The 25,458-nt window shown below is 70.9% G+C and carries 28 protein-coding genes and 1 tRNA gene; 12 read left to right on the top strand and 17 right to left on the bottom strand.

Annotated features, from left to right (window positions below; genetic code table 11):
* Positions 1-8: 8 nt before the first annotated feature.
* Together DP107_RS09460 and DP107_RS19995 are read left to right on the top strand one after the other, a co-directional pair.
* Entirely contained in the window at positions 9-263 is a 255-nt protein-coding gene (locus DP107_RS09460; protein ID WP_144261919.1) for an MTH865 family protein, read from the top strand.
* A 122-nt stretch (positions 264-385) separates the two neighbouring features.
* Positions 386-994: an ArsR/SmtB family transcription factor gene (locus DP107_RS19995; RefSeq protein WP_185977250.1), complete on the top strand. Its 609-nt coding sequence runs from the start codon at positions 386-388 to the stop codon at positions 992-994.
* Between the two features lie 9 nt (positions 995-1,003).
* On the opposite strand, the gene DP107_RS09450 is transcribed toward DP107_RS19995, so the two are convergent.
* The 4 genes from DP107_RS09450 to DP107_RS09435 form a co-directional block, all read right to left on the bottom strand.
* On the bottom strand, positions 1,004-1,684 hold the full coding sequence (locus DP107_RS09450; RefSeq protein WP_144261918.1) for a metal-dependent transcriptional regulator: 681 nt from the start codon (positions 1,682-1,684) through the stop codon (positions 1,004-1,006).
* A 76-nt stretch (positions 1,685-1,760) separates the two neighbouring features.
* On the bottom strand, positions 1,761-2,873 hold the full coding sequence (locus DP107_RS09445; protein ID WP_144261917.1) for a metal ABC transporter permease: 1,113 nt from the start codon (positions 2,871-2,873) through the stop codon (positions 1,761-1,763).
* Positions 2,870-3,691: a metal ABC transporter ATP-binding protein gene (locus DP107_RS09440; RefSeq protein ID WP_144261916.1), complete on the bottom strand. Its 822-nt coding sequence runs from the start codon at positions 3,689-3,691 to the stop codon at positions 2,870-2,872. The genes DP107_RS09445 and DP107_RS09440 overlap by 4 nt, the downstream gene beginning before the upstream one ends.
* A 2-nt stretch (positions 3,692-3,693) precedes the next feature.
* Complete coding sequence (locus tag DP107_RS09435) at positions 3,694-4,734, bottom strand: metal ABC transporter substrate-binding protein (protein WP_144262148.1); 1,041 nt, start codon at positions 4,732-4,734, stop codon at positions 3,694-3,696.
* A gap of 160 nt (positions 4,735-4,894) precedes the next feature.
* Here DP107_RS09435 and hisD point away from each other — a divergent pair, with 160 nt between their 5' ends.
* Entirely contained in the window at positions 4,895-6,196 is a 1,302-nt protein-coding gene (hisD, locus tag DP107_RS09430; RefSeq protein WP_144261915.1) for a histidinol dehydrogenase, read from the top strand.
* A gap of 198 nt (positions 6,197-6,394) precedes the next feature.
* Here the strand turns inward: hisD and sucD are convergent, their stop codons facing one another.
* A complete protein-coding gene (gene sucD, locus DP107_RS09425; protein ID WP_144261914.1) occupies positions 6,395-7,264 on the bottom strand; it encodes a succinate--CoA ligase subunit alpha in 870 nt (289 codons plus the stop codon).
* On the bottom strand, positions 7,261-8,427 hold the full coding sequence (sucC, locus tag DP107_RS09420) for an ADP-forming succinate--CoA ligase subunit beta (protein ID WP_144261913.1): 1,167 nt from the start codon (positions 8,425-8,427) through the stop codon (positions 7,261-7,263). Before sucC ends, sucD begins: the two co-directional genes overlap by 4 nt.
* 224 nt (positions 8,428-8,651) lie before the next feature.
* On the opposite strand from sucC, the gene DP107_RS09415 reads away from it, so the two are divergent.
* Positions 8,652-9,032 carry a HesB/IscA family protein gene (locus tag DP107_RS09415; protein ID WP_144261912.1) on the top strand — a complete coding sequence of 127 codons (381 nt, stop codon included), beginning with the start codon at positions 8,652-8,654 and terminating at the stop codon, positions 9,030-9,032.
* Positions 9,033-9,440: 408 nt separating this feature from the next.
* Here the strand turns inward: DP107_RS09415 and DP107_RS09410 are convergent, their stop codons facing one another.
* The 7 genes from DP107_RS09410 to DP107_RS09380 all read right to left on the bottom strand — a co-directional run bounded on the left by DP107_RS09410 (position 9,441) and on the right by DP107_RS09380 (position 15,156).
* On the bottom strand, positions 9,441-10,526 hold the full coding sequence (locus tag DP107_RS09410; protein WP_144261911.1) for a phosphotransferase family protein: 1,086 nt from the start codon (positions 10,524-10,526) through the stop codon (positions 9,441-9,443).
* Positions 10,527-10,773: 247 nt separating this feature from the next.
* A complete protein-coding gene (locus tag DP107_RS09405) occupies positions 10,774-10,974 on the bottom strand; it encodes a dodecin (RefSeq protein ID WP_144261910.1) in 201 nt (66 codons plus the stop codon).
* Between the two features lie 101 nt (positions 10,975-11,075).
* A complete protein-coding gene (locus DP107_RS09400; protein WP_144261909.1) occupies positions 11,076-11,753 on the bottom strand; it encodes a hypothetical protein in 678 nt (225 codons plus the stop codon).
* A complete protein-coding gene (locus DP107_RS09395) occupies positions 11,750-12,475 on the bottom strand; it encodes a hypothetical protein (protein WP_144261908.1) in 726 nt (241 codons plus the stop codon). Before DP107_RS09395 ends, DP107_RS09400 begins: the two co-directional genes overlap by 4 nt.
* Before the next feature lie 67 nt (positions 12,476-12,542).
* Positions 12,543-13,517, bottom strand: coding sequence for a metal-dependent hydrolase (locus DP107_RS09390; RefSeq protein WP_144261907.1), 975 nt, complete (start codon positions 13,515-13,517; stop codon positions 12,543-12,545).
* Between the two features lie 74 nt (positions 13,518-13,591).
* On the bottom strand, positions 13,592-13,999 hold the full coding sequence (locus DP107_RS09385; RefSeq protein ID WP_144261906.1) for an archease: 408 nt from the start codon (positions 13,997-13,999) through the stop codon (positions 13,592-13,594).
* The gene (locus tag DP107_RS09380) at positions 13,996-15,156 is read right to left on the bottom strand and encodes a DUF502 domain-containing protein (protein ID WP_238330843.1); all 1,161 of its coding nucleotides are present in this window, start codon (positions 15,154-15,156) and stop codon (positions 13,996-13,998) included. Before DP107_RS09380 ends, DP107_RS09385 begins: the two co-directional genes overlap by 4 nt.
* A gap of 246 nt (positions 15,157-15,402) precedes the next feature.
* On the opposite strand from DP107_RS09380, the gene DP107_RS09375 reads away from it, so the two are divergent.
* Together DP107_RS09375 and DP107_RS09370 are read left to right on the top strand one after the other, a co-directional pair.
* On the top strand, positions 15,403-15,885 hold the full coding sequence (locus DP107_RS09375; RefSeq protein ID WP_144261905.1) for a GNAT family N-acetyltransferase: 483 nt from the start codon (positions 15,403-15,405) through the stop codon (positions 15,883-15,885).
* A gap of 224 nt (positions 15,886-16,109) precedes the next feature.
* Positions 16,110-16,784, top strand: coding sequence for a 2-phosphosulfolactate phosphatase (locus DP107_RS09370; RefSeq protein ID WP_144261904.1), 675 nt, complete (start codon positions 16,110-16,112; stop codon positions 16,782-16,784).
* 296 nt (positions 16,785-17,080) lie between these two features.
* Here the strand turns inward: DP107_RS09370 and DP107_RS09365 are convergent, their stop codons facing one another.
* Positions 17,081-17,995 carry a haloalkane dehalogenase gene (locus DP107_RS09365; RefSeq protein ID WP_144261903.1) on the bottom strand — a complete coding sequence of 305 codons (915 nt, stop codon included), beginning with the start codon at positions 17,993-17,995 and terminating at the stop codon, positions 17,081-17,083.
* Positions 17,996-18,180: 185 nt separating this feature from the next.
* Between DP107_RS09365 and yqeC the strand changes: the two genes are divergently transcribed.
* The gene (gene yqeC / locus DP107_RS09360; protein ID WP_144261902.1) at positions 18,181-18,921 is read left to right on the top strand and encodes a selenium cofactor biosynthesis protein YqeC; all 741 of its coding nucleotides are present in this window, start codon (positions 18,181-18,183) and stop codon (positions 18,919-18,921) included.
* 235 nt (positions 18,922-19,156) lie between these two features.
* Here yqeC and mobA read toward each other — a convergent pair whose 3' ends face one another.
* Complete coding sequence (mobA, locus tag DP107_RS09355; protein ID WP_238330842.1) at positions 19,157-19,786, bottom strand: molybdenum cofactor guanylyltransferase; 630 nt, start codon at positions 19,784-19,786, stop codon at positions 19,157-19,159.
* An 84-nt stretch (positions 19,787-19,870) separates the two neighbouring features.
* Between mobA and DP107_RS09350 the strand changes: the two genes are divergently transcribed.
* Together DP107_RS09350 and DP107_RS09345 are read left to right on the top strand one after the other, a co-directional pair.
* Positions 19,871-21,406 carry a hypothetical protein gene (locus DP107_RS09350; protein ID WP_144261901.1) on the top strand — a complete coding sequence of 512 codons (1,536 nt, stop codon included), beginning with the start codon at positions 19,871-19,873 and terminating at the stop codon, positions 21,404-21,406.
* A gap of 52 nt (positions 21,407-21,458) precedes the next feature.
* Positions 21,459-21,686 carry a DUF5795 family protein gene (locus tag DP107_RS09345; RefSeq protein ID WP_144261900.1) on the top strand — a complete coding sequence of 76 codons (228 nt, stop codon included), beginning with the start codon at positions 21,459-21,461 and terminating at the stop codon, positions 21,684-21,686.
* Between the two features lie 165 nt (positions 21,687-21,851).
* Here DP107_RS09345 and DP107_RS09340 read toward each other — a convergent pair whose 3' ends face one another.
* Positions 21,852-24,122 (bottom strand): S8 family serine peptidase, encoded by a 2,271-nt coding sequence (locus DP107_RS09340; RefSeq protein WP_144261899.1) that lies wholly within the window; start codon positions 24,120-24,122, stop codon positions 21,852-21,854.
* 91 nt (positions 24,123-24,213) lie between these two features.
* A complete protein-coding gene (locus DP107_RS09335) occupies positions 24,214-24,585 on the bottom strand; it encodes a 2Fe-2S iron-sulfur cluster-binding protein (RefSeq protein ID WP_144261898.1) in 372 nt (123 codons plus the stop codon).
* Positions 24,586-24,678: 93 nt separating this feature from the next.
* On the opposite strand from DP107_RS09335, the gene DP107_RS09330 reads away from it, so the two are divergent.
* From DP107_RS09330 to DP107_RS09325, 3 genes are all read left to right on the top strand, one after another.
* Positions 24,679-24,856, top strand: a tRNA-Trp gene (locus DP107_RS09330).
* A gap of 184 nt (positions 24,857-25,040) precedes the next feature.
* Positions 25,041-25,199 (top strand): hypothetical protein, encoded by a 159-nt coding sequence (locus DP107_RS19990; protein WP_185977248.1) that lies wholly within the window; start codon positions 25,041-25,043, stop codon positions 25,197-25,199.
* The coding region (locus DP107_RS09325) for a hypothetical protein (protein ID WP_144261897.1) at positions 25,196-25,458 on the top strand (263 nt) is incomplete at its 3' end. The genes DP107_RS19990 and DP107_RS09325, both read left to right, overlap by 4 nt.

Here is a 25,458-nt window from a genome sequence, read left to right as displayed (position 1 = left end):
ATCCCGTAATGGTAGACAAGGAAGACCTGCGACAGCAGTTCGTCGAGGCATTCGAAGGCGCCGACTTCCCCGTCAACTCCCCGATGGACCTCGTTCCCGCGCTCCCCAACGGACCGGGCACGACGTTCGAGTCGGGTGACTTCTCCATGACGGCCATGGAGCTGAACACGAAGGGCGGCGGCAACCAGGAGTTCCCCTATGACAACGTCGACGACCTCGTCGACGACATCATGGAGGGCCTCGAGGACCAGGGCTACCTCTGATCGGGTCGGACACTCCGTTTCTTTCGACGTGACGCCGACCAGTAACGGCCATCCCGTCGACGGTCAAATCGTGATTTGACCTACCGGAAAGGCGAACCTCCCCCGGACAGTAGTGGCGAGTGATGGGACTGTTACCGCGTCGCGCGGAGTCCGAGGCGACGCCCGACGAACCGCGGGTGCTCGACGTCGACGGCGAGGACGCGGCGGCCACGTTCGACGCGCTCGGCTCGGAGACGGCCCGGCAGATCATGGCTGTCGTCTACGAGCAGCCCCGCACCCCCGTCGAGATCCGCGAGGAGGTCGGCACCTCGCTCCAGAACGTCCACTACCACGTGGACAACCTGGAGGAGGCCGACCTGCTCAAGCCGGCCGGGGTTGGCTACTCGGAGAAGGGCAACGAGATGACGGTCTACGCGCCCGCCAGCGAGGCGGTCGTGCTGTTCGCGGGCGGACAGCGCGAGCGCTCCCGGCTGGAGCAACTCGTCGGGCGGGTACTGGGTCTCTACTTCGTGCTGGCGCTGGCGACGGTCGGCTTCCACGTCCTCTACGGACTGCTCACGCCGGACCGGGCCGGTGGTTCGACGCTCTCGGCCGAGACGACGGGGGACGCCGTGGGACGGGTCGGCGACGCGACCGCGAGCGGCGGGCTCGACCCGACGGTCGTCTTCTTCCTCGGCGGGCTGGTGGCGCTCTGTGGCGTCACCGCGTACTGGTATCTCGCCGAGCGGTGACCGACCGGGTCAGGCCTCCGCGCCGTCGGCCGCGGCCGCGGGGACGACCTCGATGAGACCGGCGATCTCCTCGGGGAGGCTCTGCTCGCCGGCCCCCGTCTCGACGGTGACCATCCCGAACGGGGCGATGCCGACGACGGCCACCTCCACGCCCGGCCGGATGCCGGCCTTGGCGAGGTAGCGCAGCTCCTCGTCGCCCTGGTGGCGGATACGGCGGACGACGACGCGGTCGCCCGTCTCTGCCGCGGCGAGCCGGGTCGTCTCGTCGCCCTCGGGCAGCGAGAGGTCCGCGTCCGGGATGGGGTCGCCGTGCGGGTCGACACCCGGGTTGTCGAGCGCCTCCGCGATGCGCGCCGCCAGCTCGTCGCTGACGTGGTGCTCCAGGCGGTCGGCCTCCTCGTGGACGTCGGCCCAGTCGTAGTCCAGCTGCTCCGTGAGGAACGCCTCCAGCAGCCGGTGATGCCGGAGTATCTCCAGGGCTACCACCTCCCCCTCGTCGGTGAGTGTGACCCCTTTGTACTCCTCGCGGTCGACCAGGCCACGCTCCTCCAGCTTCTTCAACATGGAGGAGACCGTGGGCGCCGTCACGTCGAGGTAGTCCGCGAGCGCGGACGTGGCCACCCGCTCCTCGCCGTCGCTCTCGATGGCGTAGATGGCCTTGATGTAGTCCTCCATGACGGCGCTCAGCATCCGTGCCTCCATTTCCTGACGACCCCTCTTCGGTCTTCGGGTGTGACGGTCGCCGCCGGAGTGCCGAGCGGGGGCATCAGTCGCCCCCCGCCCCCGTCCCGGCGTCGGTGTCCGCGTCGATGGTGCCGGTCTCCCGGTCCGTCTCCTCGGCCAGCGCCGGTCGAACCCGTCCGACAGCGGCCGCGAGGACGTAGATGCCGACCGCCACGAGGACGATGACCCCGCCCGCGGTGACACCGGCGTAGTAGGAGACGGCGATACCGAGCAGCACCGCGAGTTCGGCCAGCACGACCGAGACGAGCAGCGACTCCCGGAAGCTGCGGGCTACCTGTGTCGCCCCCGCCACGGGCACCACCAGCATCGCCGCGACCAGGATGACGCCCATGATCTGCATCGCGCCGACGACCACCATAGCCGTCAGCATCACGGTCACACGGTTGTACCAGCGGACGGGGATGCCGGAGACGGCGGCGGCGGTCTCGTCGAAGGTGACGTACAGTAGCTGGTTGCGGGTTACCGCGACCGTCCCGACGATGACGGCGAACAGCACCAGCAGGATGCCGGCGCTCTCCGGGGAGACCGTCGAGAGGTTCCCGAAGAGGAACTGGTCGATGCCGACCGCGAGGCCGCCGGCGTTGAGGCTGATGAGTGTCGTCCCCAGCGCGAACCCCGTCGAGAGGACGATGGCCATCGAGACGTCGTTGTAGGCGTCGGTGACCTCCGAGATGAGCTCGATGCACAGCGCCGCGATCATCGCGACCACGACGGCGGTGAGGTACGGTGACACCCCCAGGTCGATGACGGCGTTGAGGAACAGCCCGACGGCGACGCCCGCGAAGGCGGTGTGGGCCAGCGCGTCGCCGATGAGCGCGAGCTGCCGGTGGACGAGGAAGGTGCCGATCAGCGGCGCCATCACGCCCACGCAGAGCCCGACCAGGACGGCCCGGTGCATGAACCGGTACTGCGGGTTGAACATCTCGACGCCGGTCAGGTAGTAGACCCAGTCCAGCAGCCAGTACCACTGGTCCAGCAGCCACAGCAGGACGCCAGAGGCCAGGTCCCCGATGGCGGCGAACCCACCCTGGAGCGGGAGCAGAACTCCCGGGTCCGCCGCGGCGGTGGCGGTAGCGGCCACGAGGCTCGCGAGGACCGTTACCACGGCGCCGACCGCGCCCGCTATGGCGGTCATCCGTCCACCCCCGCGTCGGCCAGGGCGCCCGCCCCGGCGCCGAAGGCGCGGGCCAGGGCGTCGCTCCGGACGAACTCGTCGGTCGGGCCGTCGTAGTACACCTCGCGGTTGAGACAGACCACGCGGTCGGCGTGTTCGACGACCGCACCCAGGTCGTGCTCGATGAGCAGGACGGTGATGCCACGGTCGTTGAGCGACGCCAGCAGTTCGTAGAAGGCCTCGACCGACTCGGCGTCGACGCCGACGGTCGGCTCGTCGAGCACCAGCAGGTCGGCCTCGCCGGCGAGCGCCCGGGCGATGAACGCGCGCTGGCGCTGCCCGCCGGACAGCCGGGTGACGCGGCGGTCGGCGAACCCGGCCATCCCGACCGTGTCCAGCGCCCGTTCGACGATGGCCCGGTCGGCGCTCGACAGGCGGCCGAAGCCGACGTGCGGGAACCGGCCCATCTCGACCACCTCGCGGACGGTGATGGGCATCTCCTTGGCGACGCCGGCGTGCTGGGCGACGTAGCCGATCCGCTCGCCGTCGTCGAACCGGTCGGCGGGCTCGCCGAACAGCCGGGCCGCGCCGGCGTCGGGGGCGAGCAGCCCGAGCATGAGCTGCATCAGCGTCGACTTCCCGGACCCGTTCGGGCCGACGACGGCGACGTACTCGCCGGGCGCGACGGTCAACGAGACGTCCTCGACCACGGGCGTCGCCGTGTAGCCGAAGGTCACGCCGTCGAGAGCGACGACCGGCACCGCGGTCGGTGACGGATCGGCCGGGTCGTCGGCGGTCGATTCACCGCTCGCGGTCGTGGATGTGGACTGGTCGCTCATCGTCACTCGAAGTTGCGCCACCGATCGGCCCAGCCGTCGGGCCCGGCCGCCTCGGGCGGGCGGTTGCCGAGGACCACCTGGAAGGTGGGCATGTTGATGTTGTCGGCGATCTCCTCGTAGCCCCAGTCGTTCTCGACCCAGTCCTCGCGGACGCCGGCGTACGGCGTCACCGGGAAGTAGGCCTCGACGCCGGTCTCGCGGAGGAGCTGTTTCGCCGGACGTCGGGACTCGAAGACGCCGTTGGCGATGTACCGGATATCGTTCGTCTCGATGACCCGGGCCGCCTCGCGGATGTCCGCGGGCTTGACGTCGCCGCTGGCGGCCAGGTTGGTCACCAGCGGTCGCATCCGGACGCCGTAGCGCGCCCCGATGTACTGGAACGCGTTGTGCGCGGCCAGCTGTACCACGTCGCGGTCGGTGGCGTCGAAGATGGCCCGGTAGTCCGCGTCGATCCGGCGGAGCACGTCCCGCCGGTAGCGGTCCGCGTTCGTCCGGAACCGGTCGGCGTACTCGGGCAGCAGGTCGACGAAGCCGGCGGTGATGTTGGCGACCGACCGCTCGGCGCGTCGCGGGTCCAGCCAGAAGTGCGGGTCCTGCCCCCGCCCGTCGCCGACCCCCTCCTCGTCGGGGTCGAGCGAAGCGGCCAGGTCGACCAGTTCGACACCCTCGCGGGCGTCGATGAGGGCCGTGTCCGCGTCGTCGCCCGCCAGCGTCTCGATGGCGCGGTCGGCCCAGGGCTGGAACCCCGGTCCGACGTGGACGAACGCGTCGGCCTCGATGATCCGCCGCGTGATGCTGGCGTTGGGCTCCCACCCGTGCCCGTGGAGCCCCGTCGGGACGAGGTTCCGCACCGTCAGCGGGGTATCGCGGGCGATCTTCCGTGCGAAGTCGTAGAAGCTGAAGAAGGACGCCACCGCGACCGGACCGTCGTCCTCGCCGTCGGCCTGGTCGGCTCGGACGGGCGCGCTCGGCAGGGCCGTACAGCCGGCCACCCCGGTCAGTACCGCCGCGCCGCCGGCAGCGAGCGCCGCGCGCCGACTCACCGGCGTGCCGTCGGTGGCGTCGTCGGTACCCGAGTTCGAACTCATGGATTAGACTCGTCTAATCCTGTGTTCGGCACCACCACATATAAGAGTTGGTGACGGGCGGCGGCGGGCTCCCGCGAGGGAAACCGTCTTGCCCGGCGCGGCCGGATTCCGCGGTATGACAACCGAGGACGGCGACGGGCTGCTTTCCGTACGGTCGCTTCCCGACCTCTCGCCCGCGGAGCGGGCCGCCCTGTTCGACCGGGACGCCGGGGTCGCCGACGCCCGGGAGACCGCCCGCGACATCGTCGACCGCGTGCGGACGGAGGGGGACGTGGCGCTGCGGGCGTACGCCGAGGAGTTCGACGACGTCTCCATCGGGAACGTGGAGGTCACCGACGAGGCCGAGCGCGCCCACGACCGGCTGGACGGGGACGTACGGGCCGCCATCGAGGCCGCCGCGGCGAACGTCGAGGCGTTCCACGCCGAGTCGGCACCCGAGGACTGGCGCGCCGACTTCGACGGCCGGGAGCTCGGCCGGCGCTACCGACCACTCGAGCGGGTCGGCGTCTACGCCCCCGGCGGGACCGCCGCCTATCCCTCCAGCGTGCTGATGGGTGCCGTCCCCGCCGCGGTGGCGGGCGTCGAGCACATTGCCGTCTGCACCCCGCCCGCCGAGGACCTGCCCGACGCGACGCTCGCGGCCGCCCACGTCGCCGGCGCCGACGCCGTCTACCAGGCCGGGGGCGCGCAGGCGGTCGCCGCCCTCGCGTACGGCACCGAGACCGTCGATGCCGTCGACAAGATCGTCGGCCCGGGCAACCGGTTCGTCACCGCCGCCAAGGCCGAGGTCCGGGGCGACGTGGAGATCGACTTCCTCGCGGGCCCCTCCGAGGTCTGTGTGCTCGCGGACGGCACCGCCGACCCGGCGCTGATCGCCGCGGAGCTGGTCGCGCAGGCCGAGCACGACCCGAACGCGAGCTGCGTCGCCGTCACCGCGGACGGGGCCCTCGCCGAGGCGGTCGTCGCCGCCGTCGACGAGCAGGTCGCCGAGCGCGAGCGCGCGGACACCATCCGCGACGCGCTGGCGAACGACGCGAGCGGCGTCCTCCTCGCGCGCTCGATGCCCGAGGCGGTGCTGTTCACCGAGGAGTACGCCGCCGAGCACCTCGCCATCATGGCCGAGGACGACGAGGCGCTGCTGGACCGCATCGACGCCGCCGGGAGCGTCTTCCTCGGCGAGTTCTCCCCCGTCGCGGCCGGCGACTACGCCAGCGGCCCGAACCACGTCCTGCCGACCGGCGGTGCCGCGCGGCGGTTCGGCGGGCTCTCCGTCGACCACTTCCTCCGCTCGACCACCGTCCAGCGGCTCGACGAGGGGTCGCTGGGCGACCTCCGGGGGACCATCACCACGCTGGCCGAGGCCGAGGGGCTGGAGGCCCACGCGGCGAGCGTGGAGCAGCGGTTCGAGGACTCGTAGCGCACGCCGGTTGCTACCGGACCAGGGGGCCCGTCGGCGTTCGCGCGGCGGGTTCTACCGCGGGGTGGCCCCGGCGGCCGGTGAGCCCGGCGGTCGGTGCACTCGGAGGGTATCCGTTCGGATACGGAGATATTCGGATTACGACGGGTTTTCGAGCGGAAATACCGAGACAGCGTCAGAATCTACCGCGTAACGCCGTTACAGGAAGTCCTCGATGGCGTCCGCGACCTCCTCCGGGGTGTCGCCGACCCTGGCGCCGGCGCTGTTGAGCGCCTGGATCTTCGACTCGGCGGTGCCCGTCCCGCTGCTGCCGACGATGGCGCCGGCGTGGCCCATCCGCTTGCCCGGCGGCGCCGTGCGGCCGGCGATGAAGCCGGCGACCGGCGTGTCCATGTACTCGCCGATGTAGCGGGCAGCCTCCTCCTCGTCCTCGCCGCCGATCTCGCCGCACATGACGACGGCCTCGGTGTCGGGGTCGGCCTCGAACCGCTCGAGCGCGTCGACGAAGTCCGTCCCGATGATGGGGTCGCCGCCGATGCCGACCGCGGTGGTCTGGCCGATGCCGCGCTGGGTGAGGCTATCGACGACCTGGTAGGTGAGGGTGCCCGAGCGCGAGACCAGCCCCACGTCACCCTCCGAGAAGATGTTGCCCGGCAGGATGCCGAGCTTGGCCTCCCCGGGCGTGATGACGCCGGGACAGTTCGGTCCCAGCAGGGCGGTGTCGGTCTCGCCGAGTCGCTTGTAGACGGAGGCCATGTCCTGCTGGGGGATGCCCTCCGTGATGGCGACCACGAGGTCGACCGGCGAGTCCAGCGCCTCGAACAGCGCGTCGGCGGCGAACGCGGGCGGGACGAAGACCACGGCCGCGTTGGCGTCCTCCTCGCGGGCCGCGCCCGCGACCGTATCGTAGACCGGGACGCCGGCGACCTCCTGGCCGCCCTTGCCCGGCACCGCGCCGGCGACGACGTCGGTGCCGTACGCCATCATCTGCTCGGCGTGGAACTTCCCCTCACCGCCGGTGATGCCCTGTACCACGACGCGTGTCTCGTTGTCGACTAGGATGCTCATTGGTCCACCTCCTCGGCCCGCGCGACGGCACGCTGGACCGCGCCCTCCAGGGTGCCCTGTACCTCGACCAGATCCGTGTTCAGGATCTCCATCCCCGCCTCGGCGTTTGTCCCCGCGAGGCGGACGACGACGGGTTTGGGGAGCTCGTCGAACTGTTCCAGCGCCGCGTTGATTCCCTTGGCGACCTCGTCGCCGCGGGTGATGCCGCCGAAGATATTGAACACGACGGAGTCGACGTTCTCGTCGGAGAACACCATGTCAAGCGCGTTCGCGACGCGCTCGGCCTTGGCGCCGCCGCCGATGTCCAGGAAGTTGGCCGGCGAGCCACCGTAGTAGTCGACGAGGTCGAGCGTCGTCATCACCAGTCCCGCGCCGTTGCCGATGATGCCGACGTTGCCAGAGAGACGGACGTAGTCGAAGCCGTACTCGTTGGCCTTGGCCTCAAGATCGTCCGCGGCGCTCCGGTCCTCCATCTCGGCCAGGTCCGGATGCCGGAACAGCGCGTCCTCGTCGACGTTCATCACCGCGTCCGCGGCGATGACCTCGTCGTCGGCGGTCACCATCAGCGGGTTGATCTCCGTCTCCGTGGCGTCGCGGTCGTCCCAGAGGTCGTACAGCGTCGTCAGGATGCTGGCCACGTCGCCGGCCACCTCGTGGTCGACGCCGGCGTCGTAGACGGCGCGCCGGGCCTGGTACGGGTGGAGGCCGAACGCGGGGTCGACGTGCTCGCGGGCGATGGCTCCCGGGTCCTCGGCGGCCACCTCCTCGATGTTCACGCCGCCACGGGTCGAGACCATCGCGACCGGTCGGCCCTCGTTGCGGTCCATCGTGACGCCGATGTAGAGCTCGTTGACGAAGTCGACGGCCTCCTCGACGAGGACGTCCTCGACGTGGAGCCCTTTGAGGTCCATCCCGATGATGCGCTCGGCGGCCTCGCGAGCCTCGTCGGCGCTCTCGACCAGTTCGATGCCGCCCGCCTTGCCCCGGCCCCCGACCTGGACCTGGGCCTTGATGGCGACCGGGTAGCCGATTTCGTCGGCGGCCGCGACCGCCGCGTCGGCGGTCCCGGCGAGCCGTGAGGCCGGCGTCGGGATGCCGGCGTCGGCGAAGACGTCCTTCGCCTGGTGTTCGTGGAGTTTCATCTGTCGCTCCGACCTTGCCATGACTGCGAGTTAGTAGTGTCGGAACCGGGCATGACCGGTCGACCAGCGGGCTGCACGGGGAATCCGCGCCGAGGACATCCTGACGGGTCCCGTCACGTCACCGCCGAACGGTAGCACCCGTCTCGGCAGCCCCGGCGCGGTCCGGCCCCCCGAGCCGACCGTCCGTGCCGTCGCCCCCCTGCGAGCGTCGTAAAGGTTACCACCGTCGCCCCGAAAGCAGGGGTATGAGCAGCACCGCCGAGAACGCCGGGGACCCCACGAGCGGGGACCGGCCGGAGATCCGCGTCACGGAGGCCGCCGCCGAGCAGGCACTGGGCCTTCTGAACGGCGAGGGCATGGACACGGACGTCGCCGGCCTTCGCCTGTTCGTCCAGCAAGGTGGCTGTGCGGGCCTCTCCTACGGGATGCGCTTCGACGACGAACCCGAGGACGACGACACCGTCTACGAGCACAACGACCTCCGGGTGTTCGTCGACCCCGCGAGCATGAACTACATCGAGGGCTCGGTCCTCGACTTCGAGGGCGGGTTGCAGGGCGCGGGGTTCACCGTCGAGAACCCGAACGTCGTCTCCGAGTGTGGCTGTGGGGAGTCGTTTCGTACCTAGCCGCTCTCTTCTGCTCGGGTGTCTTCGGCGCGGTATACAGCCCGCACAACCGAACGGACGGGTCGGAGCGACCACGCGTCATAGTACCCTGCAGGTGCCATCGGCATGACGCGCACGGTCGCCTGCCTGCGGAGGCCGCGCCCCGGGCGCGCGCCAGAACCACCCCCAGCGACCGCGGGGGGAGAATAAGGGGCCTCTCTCGGCCCGAAGGAACCACCACGCTCTACGGAGCCTCATCCGGCGATATCCTGGCGGAAGGTCCGAAGCACGAACACAGTGAGCCGAGCGAAGCGAGCCGCGCGACCGGAGCGGATGAGGGCTTCAGTAGGGCGGGCCGACTCCCTCGTACCACAGCAGTCCTCCGAGGTCGAACCTCGCCGCACAGAGCCGATGTGACACCGAACGCGCTCAGATGTACTGCTCGACGAACGCGCGGTGCTCGGCAGCACGCGCGTCCCGGTCGTCCAGCGTCGGGTCGATGTCGGCGAACAGCGGGAGGCAGGCCATCTGGTCGAGTCGGAACGCCAGCCGGTACAGTCGGATCCGCTCGCGGGTCGCCCCGTCGAACGTCCAGCCGTCGCGTCTGGCGGCGTATCCGTCCCAGAGCGCCCGGCGGAACTCGCCCGCGCGCCCCGCCGCCGCGTCGGCATCCCCGTTCAGGTCCGGCTTGAGAAGCTTCGACTCGGCGATGGCGAGGTTGAACGCGGGCGGTGCCGACATGAGGTTCGCCCAGTCCAGCACCGCGCGCGTCTCGCCGGTATCGGGCTCGACCACGAGGTTCCCGTACCGGTAATCCTTGTGGCAGTAGGTCGGTGGCGCCGGCGGCGGGAGGTCGGGGACCGTCGCCCGGAGGTACGCTCTGAGCTCCGGGACCAGATCCGCAAAGCGGGTCGGGTCCTCAGTCAGCTCGGGGAAGTAGCCGCCGTTCTCCAGCAAGTCGAGGGCCTCCTCGTAGGCGTCCAGCAGCCAGTCGTGGAACGCGTCGTAGCTCGGCGAGTCCGGCGTGTCGAGGACCGACACCCCGCCGTCACGGCCGACGAGGTCTCCGACCGCTGATAGTGGCCCGAGGTCCTGGAGCGCCGCCAGGTTCCGACCCGCCTCTCGGAAGACGGTCTCCCGAACTGATCGGGGGAGCTCCGGGGCCCGGGCGTGGTCGTGTGTGACCCCCTCGACGTACTCCATCAGGAAGTACGGGGTCGGGACGCCCTCGCGCTCGGCGCACGAGCCGAGAACCGCCGGGACCGGAACGTCGCTCTCCCGGTCGAAGCGGGAGAGGAGTTGCGGTTCGGCCCTGGCGCGGGCGTCGGTGAGCGGATGGTCGCTCGTCGATGGCTTCAGTACCACCCTCCGTCTGCCCTTCAGGGTGTCGGCCTCGACGACGGCCGTCGAGTTGACTCCCTCCTCCACCCGCTCCAGGCCCCGGACCCTCCACGCGGGCCGGAGGTGGTGAACCATGTCGGTGAGCGTCTCGTCGGGGATGTGGGAATCGTCCATCGTACCGGGGCTATCTCCCGTGACCAGTGGAGCGGGGCACTGTCGGCCGTCCCGGCCCGGCCCCGACCACGCGACGGGAGGGAGAGAACTCCGGAACCGAGGCTGTCTGTCGTCCCCGGAGCCCCCGTACTCCAGACGCTCGTGATATGTTCATTATATACCTGTATTTTTGAATAATCATCTGTTTTTCCGACTCTTTCGCGAAGGATCGATGGCGAGACGGAGGACGGCGGCTGCAGCCCGCCCGTCACTCCAGCTCGAAGGCGACCTCGACCTCGACCTGGTACTCGCGGCCGCTGACGCTGGCCATCTCGACGCCCATGTCCTGGACCTCGGCCCAGTGGATGTTCTCGATGGTGTAGTCCGCGCGGTCGAGCGCGTTGTCGACGGCGGCTTCGAAGTTCTCCTCGCTGGTCCCGATGAGGACGATCTTCTTGTAGACGCTCATATCCGAGCGCACCTATCGAGGGCTTCCAATTAAAGATACGTGCCGAGACGGGCACGCGGTCGGCGTGCTGGCACGGGGCTCGTGGCGGCTCTCGGCCGGTCTTAGCCCTCGGAGCCGCGGTCATCGGGGTCCTCCGCCAACCGGTCGGCGAGCGCCCCGGCCACGTCGGTCAGGTAGGCCGTCCCCCAGACCGCCACGACCACGGCGCCGAGGCTGTCGAAGACCAGGTCGAGCATCGAGTCGCCCAGGCCGTACTGGGTGAGGATGGCCCCCCCGCCGACGGTGGCGGCTATCTCGCCGATGACGAACTCGATGACCTCCCAGAGGACGCCGAACGCGAGCGTCACCAGGAGGATGAACACGAACATGAACCGCGGCGGGAGCCGCACCTCCTCGGTGTGGAGGTCGATGGCCCGTGCGGTCGCGTAGCCCGCGGCGGCGACCACCGAGGCCGACAGCGCGTGGGTGACGTGGTCGTACCACCAGACGCTGGCGTAGAGGTTCCGCGGCGAGCCGGGCACGCCGATGACACCCACGGCGTGGAGGAAGACCGCGCCCGTGATCCACAGCGTCAGCGCGGGGTCCATCGGGATGTCGTAGTCCCGCTCCAGCAGCGGCACCAGCTGCGTCACCGCCAGTCCGACGGCCGTGTTGACGATGATACCGGTGTTCCGGTCCCAGATGCCGACGACGAGGATGCCGAGGAGCACCAGCTCCATCCCCCAGGCGACCCGGGCCTGCGCGGCCGCGTCGATGCCGACGCGGTCACGGAGCCTCACCGGTCCTCACCCCGGTCTTGGCCGCGGGCCTCGGCCAGCGGCGATTCGGCGGGCCGCTCGGCGAGGTAGCCCTCGAACGACTCGTCCTCGGCCCGGAGCTCGGAGGCCACCGCCTCGGGGAGGTGCTCGCGGCTGGCCCGGCGCCGGCGGAAGTAGCGGTCGAACACGAGCCCGGCCCCCAGCCCTGCGACCGTCGAGTAGACGAACTCCAGCATCACGTTCCGCTCGACAACGTGTTCGTCGATACCCGGTTCCAGGAGGAACGCCGTCCCGAACAGCGTGTCCAGCCCGAACCGGACGACCGCCCAGACGCCGGCAGCGGCCATCGTCGTGACGACGACGAACAGCACCGCGAACGCCGCGTTCATCCGGACCGACGTGAACGCGTGGAGATACACCGCGACGATGAGCGCCAGCGCCGCGACCGCGAGGTACGTCGCCAGTGCGCCCGTCCCCACGCCCGCGAGTACCGTGAACGTCCGACCGAGGAGCGGGAACGCCGCGAGCGCGAGCACCTCCCAGGGGAGCATCGCGAGCGGCGTCCGGAACCGGGCCGGCGGGACCAGCGCGAGCACGGCGACCGTGGCCGCGAAGCCGCCCCACAGGAGCTCACCGATGGCCGCGTTCCCGGCCGCGACGACGAGTACGAACCCGACGAGCAGCCACGCCAGACCCGCGTTGAGCCGCTCGTCCTCCACGAAGCGGTCCAGTTCCGTCTCCATCGTACTCCCATCAGAAGCCAGCGCACATAGGGTCCAGGGGTGTGTAGGCGGCGGGTCCGCGCGGCAGTCAGGCCAGGGCGAGATAGGCGACCGCGTAGGCACCGGCGGCGAGCGTGATGGCGGCGAGCCCGGAGCACAGCGCCGCTTCCACCCGTTCGATCCAGTCCGGGCCGTCCCGGAGCCGCCGCACCACCGACACCGACGCCACCGCGACGCCGACGGCGAGCAGCGGGAAGACGAAGTGGTACGACACGGACAGCGTCGGCGCCGGGAGGACGGCCGCGGCGCCGGCGTAGCCGAGACCGAGTCCGGCCGACCGGTCGAAGCGGCGGGAGGTGCCGACGGACAGCCGGCCACCGAGTTCGAGCGACTCGCCGTCGCGAAGCCACAGTACCACCAGCACCGCCAGCCACGCGGTTGCGAGTTCGGCGAACAGCGTGCCCAGCAGATGGAGCGTCGGGTCCGGGTGGAGGGTAATCCGGGAGGCGAGCAGCGTCGTGTCGACCGGGGAGAGCAGCGCGGGCGGCTCGCCGGTGAACAGGTCGCCGAAGGGGTGACTCAACGTGCCGACGAGCCCCGCGGCGACGACGGCGGCCGGTGTGAACCCGAGTCCGTCGCGGCCGACGTGTGCGAGGCCGAAACAGGTCACGCCGAACACCGTCACCACCACCGCCGCGAGTCCCCCCGATGCGGCGAACACGACCGTGACGATGCCGACGAGGGCGGTGCCGGCGGCGAGCCGGCCGTCCCGGCGGCCGGTGGTCCACAGTCCGGCGGCGAGGCTCGTCGCGCCCGCGACGAGCAGCGAGTGCGTCACCGCGCGATGGACCTCGTTCCCGGCGGCCCAGAACCCCGCTGCGGCGTCCAGCGGACCGCTCGTCCCGAGGACGCCGACCGGCGCGTAGAGGATGTCCACGTCGGGCGCGAGGCCGAAGGCACCCGCGAGCAGCCCGAACGAGAGCGCGCGCGCCGGCGACCACCCGTACAGCCGGGCGAGGGTCGCGGCGAGCGCGAACGCCAACAGCCCGTGGCCAACGAACATCGCCCCGAATATGCGGTCACGGAGTATAAACGCCGCGGCCGGGGTCGACCCCGGGACGGGCCTCGATGACCGCCTCAGACGTCGAAGAGCACGTACGCTTCGAACCCGTCGTCGGTCCGGTCGAGCGACAGCTCGGAGTATGTCACCGCCTTCAGCTCGCGGACGTCGACCCTGGAGAGCGGCACCCCCCTGAAACTCCCACGGAGGATCCACTCGCCCCGGAAGAACACCTCCGCCTCGTTGCCGACCGGCAGGACGCTCTCGATGTCGCCCTGGTAGATGAGGTCGTCGAGGTAGTCGAGGAGAAGCGCCTCCCGGCCCTCGCCGTGCACTCCGACGGGGTATCGGTCGCCACCCTCTGGAGCCTCGTCGCATATCGCCGCGGCCAGCCCGTCCGCGACGGCGGCGAACGTCTCGCCGAGCGTTCCCCCCTCCGCGGCGACGGCCACGTCGGCGGTGTGGTCCCGGAGTTCGAAACTCACGTGTCGTCCCCCTCGGTCCGCGCCCCGTCGTCGGTGGGGGACGGTCCCTCCGAGTTCTCCGCGTCGTCGACCGCGGTGTCGGCCGGTTCCACGTCGCTCGCCTCGTCGGCCGCATCGCCGTCCCCGCTCCCGTCATCACCGGCGCTCTCCCCCCGGTGGCCCGTGCGCTGTGCGGGTGGCTCCGGGGTGGTGCCACGGGTCCCCTCGTCGGCCCGCCTGAACTCGTCGGGCGTCCCCTCGGTATCGCCGATGGCGCTGTTCCCGCGTTCGATGTCGGTGGGGGTGCTGGCGTCCTCGGGTGCCCGGTCGGTCCGGCGCTCGATGTCGGCCGGCGTCTCGGAGAACTCCGGTGCAACGGCGGCCTCGTACTGCTCGCGCTTGCCGTCGCCGTCCGCGCCGCCGGTCCCGTCCGGCAGGCTCCCCTCCTCGACCCGGCGGATGCGACCGAGCTCCTCCAGTTGCTCCTCGCTCAGGCCACGCATCGCCGGGCTCGTCTCGCCGATGGCGACCCCGCTGGTGACGATACTCCGGATGCCCTCCTCCACCGTCATGTCCGTGTCGACGACGCGGTCCGTCGAGACGTGGATGACGAACCCGCCCATCACGGGGTTGGGTGCCATCGGCATGAACAGGGTGAGCATCTCGTCCTCGCCGGTGTCGGACTCCAGCGTCGCGGGCGTGTCGGCGGTCTTGAACGCGACGGTGTACGACCCCTCGACGGGGTACTGGACCAGTTTCACCTCCTGGAACGAGTCCGTATCCGAGTCCAGCAGGAGCTCGGACATCTCGTTGAAGCTGGTGTAGACGGAGCCGAGGCCCGGGATGGTCCCCATGAACCGGTCGAACCGGTCACCGAGCGACTCCCCACTCTCGGTGTACTCCGCGAGGAAGCCCACGACGAACATCAACAGTAGCAGGAGCAGCACCGTCACCGCCTGGACGATGACCTCGTTGTTCACCGGGAGGCTGGCGACGGCGGTCCGTGAGATGGGGCTCAGCGCGTTCGAGAGGAAGTTGACGACGAAGCTGAGCACCAGCAGCGTCACGGCCAGCGGGAGGACGATGGCCGCCCCCGTGACCAGTGACTTCCGCAACAGCTCCCTCGGGGACCGTCGGCGCCCGATGATCTCTGCGTCGTCGGGGTCGAGCGCGCTCATCGGTGCCGACTGCGGCGGGCGATGCCTAAGTGGTTGTGGCCGGCGCGACGGCGTGGACACGCCCGTTCCCGGCGACGGCCGTCGGGCGTGGCCCTCACGAGCGAGGGGGTAACCCTCCGGGGCCCGTAGAGGGCCCGCGAACCGGTGTTCCGCCGGGAATCGGCCGGGCCCCGGGCCGCACGGGCGCCGGTCGTGGCACCAGTTGGCGGTGGAATTATATTGGTCCGCCCACTTATATGTCCGATAGTGAGTGTCAATCTGGAGCTCCGTGTCGTCGGCCCGGGCGACGACGACCTCGTCGAGGAGGCGTGGGAGCTAAAGGAGCGCATCCGCGCTCGGAACGGCGTGCTCAAGCAGCGCCGCGGCTTCTTCACCGACGCCTACCGCCGGTCGACGGTGTACGCCCTCGTCGCCTCGGGGCCGGACGAGGAACTCGTCGGCTTCGCCGCCACGCGCCGCGACGGCTACATCCTCTTCCTCGCCATCGACCCGGACTGGCAGGGTGAGGGGCTCGGCGAACGGCTCGTCGCCGCCGTCGCCGACGACCACTCCTCGGTCACCTGCCACGCCCGCGCCACGAACCAGGACGCGATTGAGTTCTACCAGCACGTCGGCTTCGAGATCGAGCGCCGGGTCGACAACTACTACGAGGACCGCGGGAACGCGTACTACCTCCGGCTGGGTGACGGCGGGCTGACGGAGAGGATATCCAGCTTCATGCGCAGGTGAGGCGATAGTTCACTTGGTCCCGTTGCTCGTTCAATATAGGGGGTCTTTCGTGGTTTGTATCGCCCCTTCATGGATTATCGACCCCTACTGAGCACACCGTCCCCACCGACGACATCGCGACGGCGGCGCGGGGACGCCGGTGGGCCTCCCGACGCCGCCGGGCGACTGACGATGGTGCGTTCCCCGAGCGGTGGCTTTAGGGGTGGAAACACCCGATAGTGCGTATGGGAGCGACAGGCGACCCCGCCGTCCGGCGCGTCGACCGGCAGGAGGACCTCCCCGACCCGGCGCCCGACGCGGCGTTCGTCGTCGTGGACGTCATCATCTCCTCGACCACCGTCGTGCGGCTGCTTGAGGCCGGCGCCGAGTCCGTGCGCCCGTTCGCGGACCCGGACGCCGCCCGGCGGTTCAAGCGCGAGACGGGCGCCTTCCTCGTCGGCGAGCAGGGTGGTGAGTCCGTCGACGGGTTCGACGGCTCGCCGCTGCCCTCGCTCGTCGCGGACTACCCGGTCGCGGGGCGCCCGGTGGGGTTGCTCTCCTCGAACGGCACCCGCGCGATGGCCCGGATCGGCCACGACCGGGACATCTACGTCGGGTCGACGGTGAACGCGGCCGCGGTCGCCGACGCCGTCCGCGACCACCCGGAGACGTGGCTCGTGGCCGCCGGCCGGCAGGGCGAGGTCGTCGCCGAGGACGTCGCCGGCGTGGACCTCATCGCCGGCCATCTCGACGGCGCGGCTCCCGACCACGGCACGCTCACGGCTGGCATCCGGGAAACGCCCACCGCCGCCTGGCTCCGCGAGATGGGGTACGACCACGAGGTCGACGCCCTCTGCGAGTTCGACTCGGCCGACGTGGTGCCGCGGCTCCGTGACGACGCGTTCGTCGACGTCCGGTAGCTACCCGCCGGGCATCGTCCGCCGGGACTTCGCCGCGTCCATCGACCCCTCGAACAGCGTTCGCATCGTCTGGAGGCCCTCACGGGTCATGTCCGGCGGGCTCCCCTCGTAGACGAAGACGGCCTCCTCACCGCGGTCCTCGTCGGCGGAGGTGAGTTCCAGTCGGCCGAGTTGCCGGTCTCGACGGGCGTGTCGAACGCTCGGTCCTCCGTGTCGGTCATTATCACCCGTGTAGCGCCGGTGAACAGGAGCCTTGCCCGGCGGTCGGCGTGTGGCTGCTCGGCGCCGGAGTGGCCCTACGACGTGCGGTCGACGAAGTCGACGATCTCCGTGGCGATCTCCTCCCCGGCGTCTTCCTGCAGGAAGTGCATCGCGCCCTCGACCCAGGTGTCGGGTTGGTCGGTCGCGGTGGGGATGAGCCCCCGGAGCGGGTCGCGCGCGCCACGAGTGATGGGGTCCGAGTCCGCGAACAGGACGAACGCGGGCTTCTCCCACTCGGCCAGTTCCTCGCGCGCGGCGCTGGTGACCGCGCCGCCGTCGCCGCCGCCGGCACGCGGAACCATGTCCGGGAACTCCCGGGCGCCGGCCTTCAGTTCCTCCTCGGGGAAGGGGGCCTCGTAGGCCGAAAGCTCCGCGTCGCGCAGCTCGGTCGCGGTCGCGTTCTGGATGAGCATCCCGATGGGCAGCGGGTCGGCCGACTCGACGAACTCCCGGAAATCGTGCCACTCGTCGGCCATCTCCGCGGTACCGGTCGGACAGTCCGTGTTCATCGGGACGAGTCGGGCGAACCGCTCCTCGTTGTCGACCGCGACCGGGAGCCCGACGATGCCGCCCCAGTCCTGGCAGACCAGCGTCACGCCGGTCAGGTCGAGGGTCTCGACGAACTCCTCGACGGCGTCGTAGTGGAGCTGGTAGTCGTAGTCCTCGCGGTCGGTGTACTTGTCCGAGCGGCCAAAGCCCAGCGAGTCCGGGACGACGACGCGGCCCCGTTCGGCGAGCGTCGGGACCATCTTCCGGTAGAGGAAGCCCCACGTCGGCTCGCCGTGGAGACAGAGGAACGTCTCCTCGGCCCCGCCCTCGGGGTCCGTGTCGATGTAGGCCATCTCGGGGTCGCCCGGCGCGCGCTCGATGGTGACGTAACGGGGTTCGTAGTCGTAGTCCGGGATCTCGGCGAACGCCTCCTCGGGCGTGCTGACCGGTTCGGATGCCATGTCCGGCCGGGTGCCCGCCACCGACAAAGGTGTTCGGTTCCGGCGGGCCGTGGGTTAACGATGTTCGAAAACCACCTGCGGCCAGGGGGCCTACGGGGGGCCCACCGGGACGCCGAGCGGGCCGAAGGGTCCGGGTACCGCGGCCGGGTCGGCACGCATTTGTCGTCGGCGACCCCACCCGCGGTATGGTCCTCGTCGACGCGCTGGCCGCCGACGGCCTGGTGGCGGTCGTCGGTGCCGGCGGGAAGAAGACGACGCTGTACAGGCTCGCCGACCGTCTGGACCGTGCGACCGTCAGCGCGACGACACGCATCCCGGCGTTCCCGGACCAGGTCGCGACACTGGTCGAAACCGACGACCCGGTCGCGGCGCTGCGGGCCGCCGACCCGGACGACTGGCCGCTCGGCCTCGTCCCCGGCTGGGCCGACGACGTCCGGTACGAGGGTTACGACGCCGGGACGGTCGCCGCGGTCGCCCGGGCCGGCGCGGAGCGGGGGGTCGACGCCACGCTGGTCAAGGCCGACGGCGCGCGGTCGCGCTGGCTGAAGGCCCCGGCCGACCACGAGCCGGTGGTTCCGGCGACGACGGACACCGTGATCCCCATCGCCAGTGCCCGCGTCGTCGGCGAGCGGCTCGACGAGGAGCACGTCCATCGGCCGGCGCGCGTGGCCGCGGTCACGGGGCGCGAACCCGGAGCCGAGCTGACGGTCGACGACGTGGCGACGGTCCTGGCGAGCCCGGACGGCGGGCTCCGCGCGGTCCCCGCGGACGCCACAGTGGTCGCGCTGGTCAACATGGTCGACGACGACGCGCTCCGGGCGACGGGCGAGGAGATCGCCGCGAGCGTCCTGGCGCGGTCCGACCGCGTCGACCGCGTGGTCACGGCCCGGATGGACGAGGGACGCGTCGTCGCGACGTTCGAGTGACGACCGGCGCCCGACCAACGGTTACCGGCGTCCGCGTCCTCCCCGGAGCGGGCTTTCTACCGGGACGGGTCGGCAATCGGAGCAGTCCATCCGGACCGCGGAGGACGTCGCCGACAGCAACGCCGGCTACGTGTGCCGGGGTCGCGAGTCGCGGTTCCACACCGACCACGACGGCTGTCCGGGGTGTGGCGCGGCGACGGTCGAGGCGATGACCGAGCCCCGCCCCCGGTTCCGGTCACGGCCCGTGGAGCCGCTCGGCTGCGGCCGCCAGCTCCGTGCGCGTGTTGACGTTCTCGAACGAGTCGAGCCAGCCGTGTCCGCGCAGCGTCGCCTCCTCGATGACGGTCCAGTCGAGTTCCTCGAGCGGCGCGAGGATCTTCGAATCCCCCCGCGCGAGTGCCCGGTCGCAGGCGTCGGCCATCCGCCCGGCACGGTACGCCGCCTGTGTCGTCTGGAACCAGCCGTCGATGCGCGGCACGGCGGCGTCATGGCCCCCGATACGGTCGAACAGGTGCTCGACCAGCCCGGGGTCGACGAACGGCATGTCCCCGGCGACGACGACCGCGAACGCCGTCGGAGCGGCCCGGAGTCCGGTCCGGATACCCGCCATCGGCCCCGTGTCGGGCTCCGGGTCGACGGCGAAGGAGACGTCGAGCCCGTCGAGCGCCGCCGCGAGCGGGTCGCGCTGGTCGGCCCGGCAGTTGACCACGACCGTCCCGACGACCGGGGCGAGCCGCATCACCGTCCGCCGGACCAGTGGCTCGCCGGCGAGGTCGGCCAGCAGCTTGTCGCCGCCCTCGAACCGGGTGGAGCGGCCACCGGCGAGGACCACCGCTGTCCGGTCGTCACGGGCCATCGTCGGCATACCGTTCCGTACGGCGGCCCACTACAAAAATCGCGGCGGCGAGGACGGGGAAGACACTTGCCGGACGGCTCGCTGGAAGCGGGCATGTGCCCGGCTGCCGACGCGACGCCCCTCCACCGCCGGCGGCTGCTCCTGCTCGTCGCGGTTGCCGTGCTCGCCGCCCTGGCCGGCTGCGGCGGTGCGGAACCCGCGCCGACGGTCTGCCACGGCTGCACCGGCGACGACACGGCCGAGGCCCTCCCGCCGAACGCGACGACCGGGGAGAGCGTCACCCACCTCTACCTCGACCCGGGGGCGAACGACGCGCCGCGGGTCGAGGCCCGGATGGCCGTGGATGCCGAGACGGCCTCGTCGCTGCGCTTCAACGCGACGCGGCGCGAGGCGCTCCGCGAGGCCGCGCTGGACGCCCGCGCCGGCGGGAGGAGCGGCTCGGCCGCCGGCGCCAGCGCCGACCGCGACGGGACGACGCCGACACCGCGCTACGAGGGCACGGACGGGCGGCGCATCTACCCGGTGTCGGCCTTCGAGGCCCGGGACCTCTCGGTCACGGCGGCGGACGAGGCGTACGTCGTCGACTACCGGGTTGCGGGCATCCCAGACCGTGAGCCGGACGGGACGCCGTCGCTGGCGACGGAGGGTGTCGGCGGCGCGGTGCTGGTCGATCGCTTCGACGTCCGGGACGGGCGGAACCCTCATCCGGAGAACGGGGGCCACACGTATCGGCTGGCGACCGACCGGCTCGTGGTCCACGCGCCGCCCGGCACGCGCCCGGTCGTCGCGCCCGAGAACGCCACGGTCCGCGAGGACGCGGTCGTCCTTCGGTCCATCCCCGCCGACACGGAGCTGGTGTTCGCGCCCCCCGGGGCCACCGGGACCCTGGCCGCCCAGCTCAGCCTGACGAGCGACCGGCTCGGCTGGGTTGTCCCCGACGCCCTCCGGATCGCGGCCATCCCGACCCTCCAGCTCGGGCTGTTGCTGGGCGGGCTTCGGGGCGAGACGTCGGGCGGCATCAGATACCCGATCGCCGCCGTCCTCCTCGCACTCCTCCTGACGGCGGGGCCGCTCGCGCTCCTGCTGGGCCCGCTCGGCGTCGCCGGGGTCGGGGTGACGGTCCTCGCGGCCCTGGGCCTGTTCTGGCGCGCCGGACGGGACGAGAAGGCCGCCGGGCCGGCGGAGCCCGACGCCGGAACCGCGGACGACGGCCACCTGCCGAGTCGGACGCGGCTCCGTGCCGTCGCGAATGCCTGGGCAGTGCCGATTGCCGTCGCGGCCCTCGTCGCCACGGTCGCGACCGTGGCTGCGGCAGCGACGACCGGCGGCCCCGTCGTCGGTCTGCTGTTCCTCGTCGGCGGGGTCCTGCCGGTCGGGGCCCTCGTCGGCCTCGGGCGGCTGCGGACGGGGACCGCCGACCGGCCGCGCCGTCGCCGGGCGCTGGTCCTGACCGTGCTGGTCGCGCCGTGGCTGCTCGCCGTCGGACACGTCGCGGGGCGGGGGGTTCCGGAGCCGCTGGAGGCGTCGCTCCTCGTGCTCGCCTGGGGGCCCGCCGTGACCCTCGGTGGCTTCATCGCCCACCGAATCGCCACGAAGCTCCCGGTCCGTCCCGGCCGGGGAACCGACTGAGCGGTCACGGAGAATGGGACGGTTTACGGAGGCGGGTGTCTTCTCCTGGAGTATGTCCGAGAACCGCGTCGTCGAGGGACGGATGGTGACGCCCGCCAAACTGGCCGAACTGATCGAAGGGGAGGCGCCGATGGACGCCGAGGAGATCGCGGACGCCGACCGGGAGTGTCCGGACTGCGGCGGCAGCGTCATCAGCGTCGGCTACATGCCCAGCGTGACGGAGTTCGTCACCGGCTACAAGTGTCAGGACTGCGCCTGGAGCGAGACCGACCGGGATTGAGTGCGTCCGGTGGCCCCCCCAGCGGCCCGTCACATCCGACGGGTCGGGGTCGGTCTGACGGGTCCGGACGGTCGAGCGCCGGCGAGACGGCCGCTCCTCGCCGCGACCATCGGGTCAGCGACGGAGCGTCGGCCGGCCGTCGCTTGCAACGGTCCGGGTACGGTCTCAGGGGGAGGGGTCGGCCTGGTCGACGCCGACGACGCCGTTGGTGTCGGTTCCGGTGAACCGCTGGAACGTGCCGGGTCGCGGTCCGTCCTCCGCCTCGGGGGCTGCCTCCGCAGGGCCGAACCGGTGCCGGCCCGTCCGCTCGGGCGCCTCGACGAAGTACGACACCTCGACCTCGCCGCCCGAAACCGGGTCGAACTCGACGTAGCGGTCGCCCGCTTCCGCGTAGACACGGTCGTGGTTGCCGCCGACCACGTCCCAGCCGAACGGGATGCGGTCGCGGACACGGGCCTCGCTCGACGGGTCGACCGTCAGGGTGATCTGGTTCGTGCTGCCGGCGGTGAACGCGGTGCCGTCGTCGGACCGGGAGCCGGAGACGGAGAACACCGCCTCCGGCTCGGCGGCCGGCTCGTCCGTGCCGCCGGCCAGGTCGACCGCATCGTCGTACTGCTCGCGGGTGAACAGTCGGTCCTCCTCGGCGAGCGCCACGGCGGCGTCGGCATCTGCAAAGCCCGTGCCGACGTTCCAGGTCGTGTACTCGTCCAGGACGTCCTTGGCGGTGGCCTCCATCGTGACGATGACGTCCATCGGGTCGGGCCACTCGCCGGTGTTCTGCCGGTGGGCGTCGTAGGCGAGCGCGCAGATGCCACAGAGCACCGGGCCGGACATGCTCGTCCCGGAGAGCTTCCCGTAGTACGGCTCCCGGGCGCTGTCGACCTGCGCGTCGACGTTCCGCACGATGGCGCCGTACCCCTGGAGCGGGTCGGCGGGGTCCATCGTGCTCATCAGGAAGTCGCCCGGAGTGCCGAGGCTCGGCCGGTAGACCCCGTACGGGGGGCTGGTGTCCGGCACCTCGTAGTACCGCCAGGTGACCTCGTAGCTGACGCCGGTGCTCCGGAACGGGTCCACCTCGAGGACGTAGTCGGCGTCCAGGTCGATGGTGGCCTTCAGCGTCTCCGTGGTCACGCCGGTCCCCTGGGTCGAGGAGGCGACCGCGTCGCCGTCCTCGCCGCCCTTCCGGAGGAACAGGTCCAGGTCGTCGGTCGGGCGGTCCCAGGTGAGCTTGGCGCGGATGAACCCCTGGCTGCCGCCGTCGTACACCTCGGACGGGGACAGGTCGAAGAACTGGCTCTGGCCGGTGTCGGGCCCGGAGATGGTCGAGCCGCCGGGGGCGAGCGTCCCACTGTCGCTCTGTTCATTCCCGACCGGGGTCAGGTTCTCGACCGTCGTCTGTCCGTAGAACGTCTCCTGGTTGTCGAACGCCTCGATGCGGTCGTAGTTGTACTTCGCCGGGTCATCGAAGTTCCCCGGACGGCGGCCCCGCGAGGTGAAATCCGTCGGCTCCATCGCGTCGTTGGTCGCCGCCGACGCCAGGACGTGGGGTGCCTTCCCGTAGTTCGACAGCGTGTTCGTCTCCGGGCCGGAGTTCCCGGCGGAGAACACCGGCACCATCCCCTCGTCGAAGGCGGCGTACGTGGCCAGGTTGAGTGCCGCGGCCGGACTGTAGTCGGCATCGTTGCCGCTGATGGGCCCGTAGGAGTTGTTGATGACCTGGATGTCGTGGCGGCCCTCGCGCTGGCGCCGGATCAGGTCGTTGTAGGCGCCGACGATCTGGAGCAGGGCCGCGCCGGCGGTCGTCGAGTACACCGTCAGGTCGGCGTCGGGTGCCATCCCCCGGTACCGGCCGTCGCTCTGGCTCCCCTCCCCGGTGACGGTCCCCGAGCAGTGGGTTCCGTGACCGGTCCCGCCCGTGTTGGCCGGGCCGACGTCAGTCCACATCGGCTCGTCGCTGTCCAGCGGGTTGACGAACCGGAAGTTGTGCCGCAGGCTCTCGGAGAAGTCGGGGTGGTTGCCGTCGATACCCGAGTCGATGACCGCGACGTGGACGGTCTCGCCGGTGTAGAACTGCTCCCGCTGAACGGTGTTGACGCCGGTCACCTCGCGAGCATCGTCGTTGTGGAGTTCGACGTCGTAGTTGGCCTCCACGGACAGTACCGTCGACAGCGCGGCGACACGCTCGATCTGGTCGCCCGTCATCCGGGCGTAGGCGACCGGGAACTCGCTGAACGCGTGGTACCCGTCGGCGAGCGTGTACTGGTCGAGCACGTCGACGTTCGCCTGCCGGTCGAACGTGACGAGTACCTCCTGGAGACCACCGTCGAGGTCGAGATCGTCGTCGACTGACGCCCGTGCGGCGGCCGTGCCGGAGAGGAGCGTGCCCGCTCCCGCCGCACCTGCGATCTTCAGTATCGATCGTCGATTGGACTGCATACACGACCACGCTCCCGGCTATTGAAACAGTGTTCTGACGAATTCATCCAAACGTTCTGGTTTTTCAAACTACCGTCAGTAGACGGGTTCCTCAGTCGTCCCGCCCGGGCCACAGCTGGCCCCACATCACCTTCTCCGGGACCCGGACCGTCAGCGGCTCCTCGACGGTGACCTGACAGGAGAGCCGCGGATAGCCGAACCGCTCGGCCGCGCGGTCGTGCCAGTGTGTCGGCTCCGGCGCCGCGGTCTCGGCGGCGTCCCGGTTCCCGTCCGTGCCCTCGAACCGGACGCCACACGTCCCGCAGAGTCCACGCCCGCCGCAGTTGGCCACCCGCGACACGGGTCCATACACGTCGACCCCCGCCTCCAGCAGCGCGTCCCGGAGCCGGCGGCCCCGCTCGACCCGGAGGGTGGTCTCGTACTCGCCGGTCCTGACCGTCACCGACACCTCGTCCTCGGCCATGGTCCCTCCTCGGACCGCCACCGAGGAAAAGCCGTCCCTCGACTTCCCGGGAACCGTAATCGCTTTACACCGAACCGGGGTACGTGATGACGAGGGGCTGTGGCCAAGCCAGGCATGGCGACTGACTCCAGAGGCCACGCGCCCGGGACGAGACTCCAGACTGATATACCGAGCGGCCGGCTGATCACCGCGCCGCTGTGACGACCCTCTGGAGAACCGAGGCGCGACCGGAGATATCAGTCGATCGGGGGTTCAAATCCCTCCGGCCCCATTCAGTATGTAAAGCTTTCGCAGGGGTTCCTACGACGGATTCACGTCAGGTTAAGGGGGGTGGTCCGCGTGGGCCGGACCGCCCGACCTGACGCCAAACTGACACACTACTGCGAGTGGTGCGGCCAGGAGATCGTCGACGAGTCGCAGGACTGCTCGGCGCTTGATGACGGGAGGTGTCGGCCATGACGCTCCGCGACGGCGAGTGTGGCCGCTGTCACGGTGCCGGCGGCCTCTACACCGACGGTGTCGATACGCGCTTCGACTGTCTCTGTCTCCCTTGCGCTCGGACGCTCGCCCGGCAGGATGACCTTGATGCCGAGGTCAGCGAGGTGGTCGCATGACGGACGACATCGTCGACCGTCTTGAACAGGTCGAGAACCGTCTGGAGACACTCGGCAGCGTCGCGGTCGATAACGACGCCGAAATCGAGTCCCTGGAGCGCGAGGTCGGCGGGCTGCGGCAGGACTACGATGACCGCATCGCCGCGCTGGAACGCGAGCTCGAACAGGTCAGCCAGTCGTTGGCCTTCGTCGCGAATCATGGATGGGTCGACTGGCCCTCGCGACGAAACGGTGGCAACGCTCGCGACCGGGCGATGAC

The sequence above is a fragment of the Haloglomus irregulare genome, assembly GCF_007421925.1.
GTDB lineage: Archaea > Halobacteriota > Halobacteria > Halobacteriales > Haloarculaceae > Haloglomus > Haloglomus irregulare.
The sequence above is the reverse complement of the archived record's forward strand: the minus strand, read 5'-3'. Positions and strand labels throughout refer to the sequence as shown.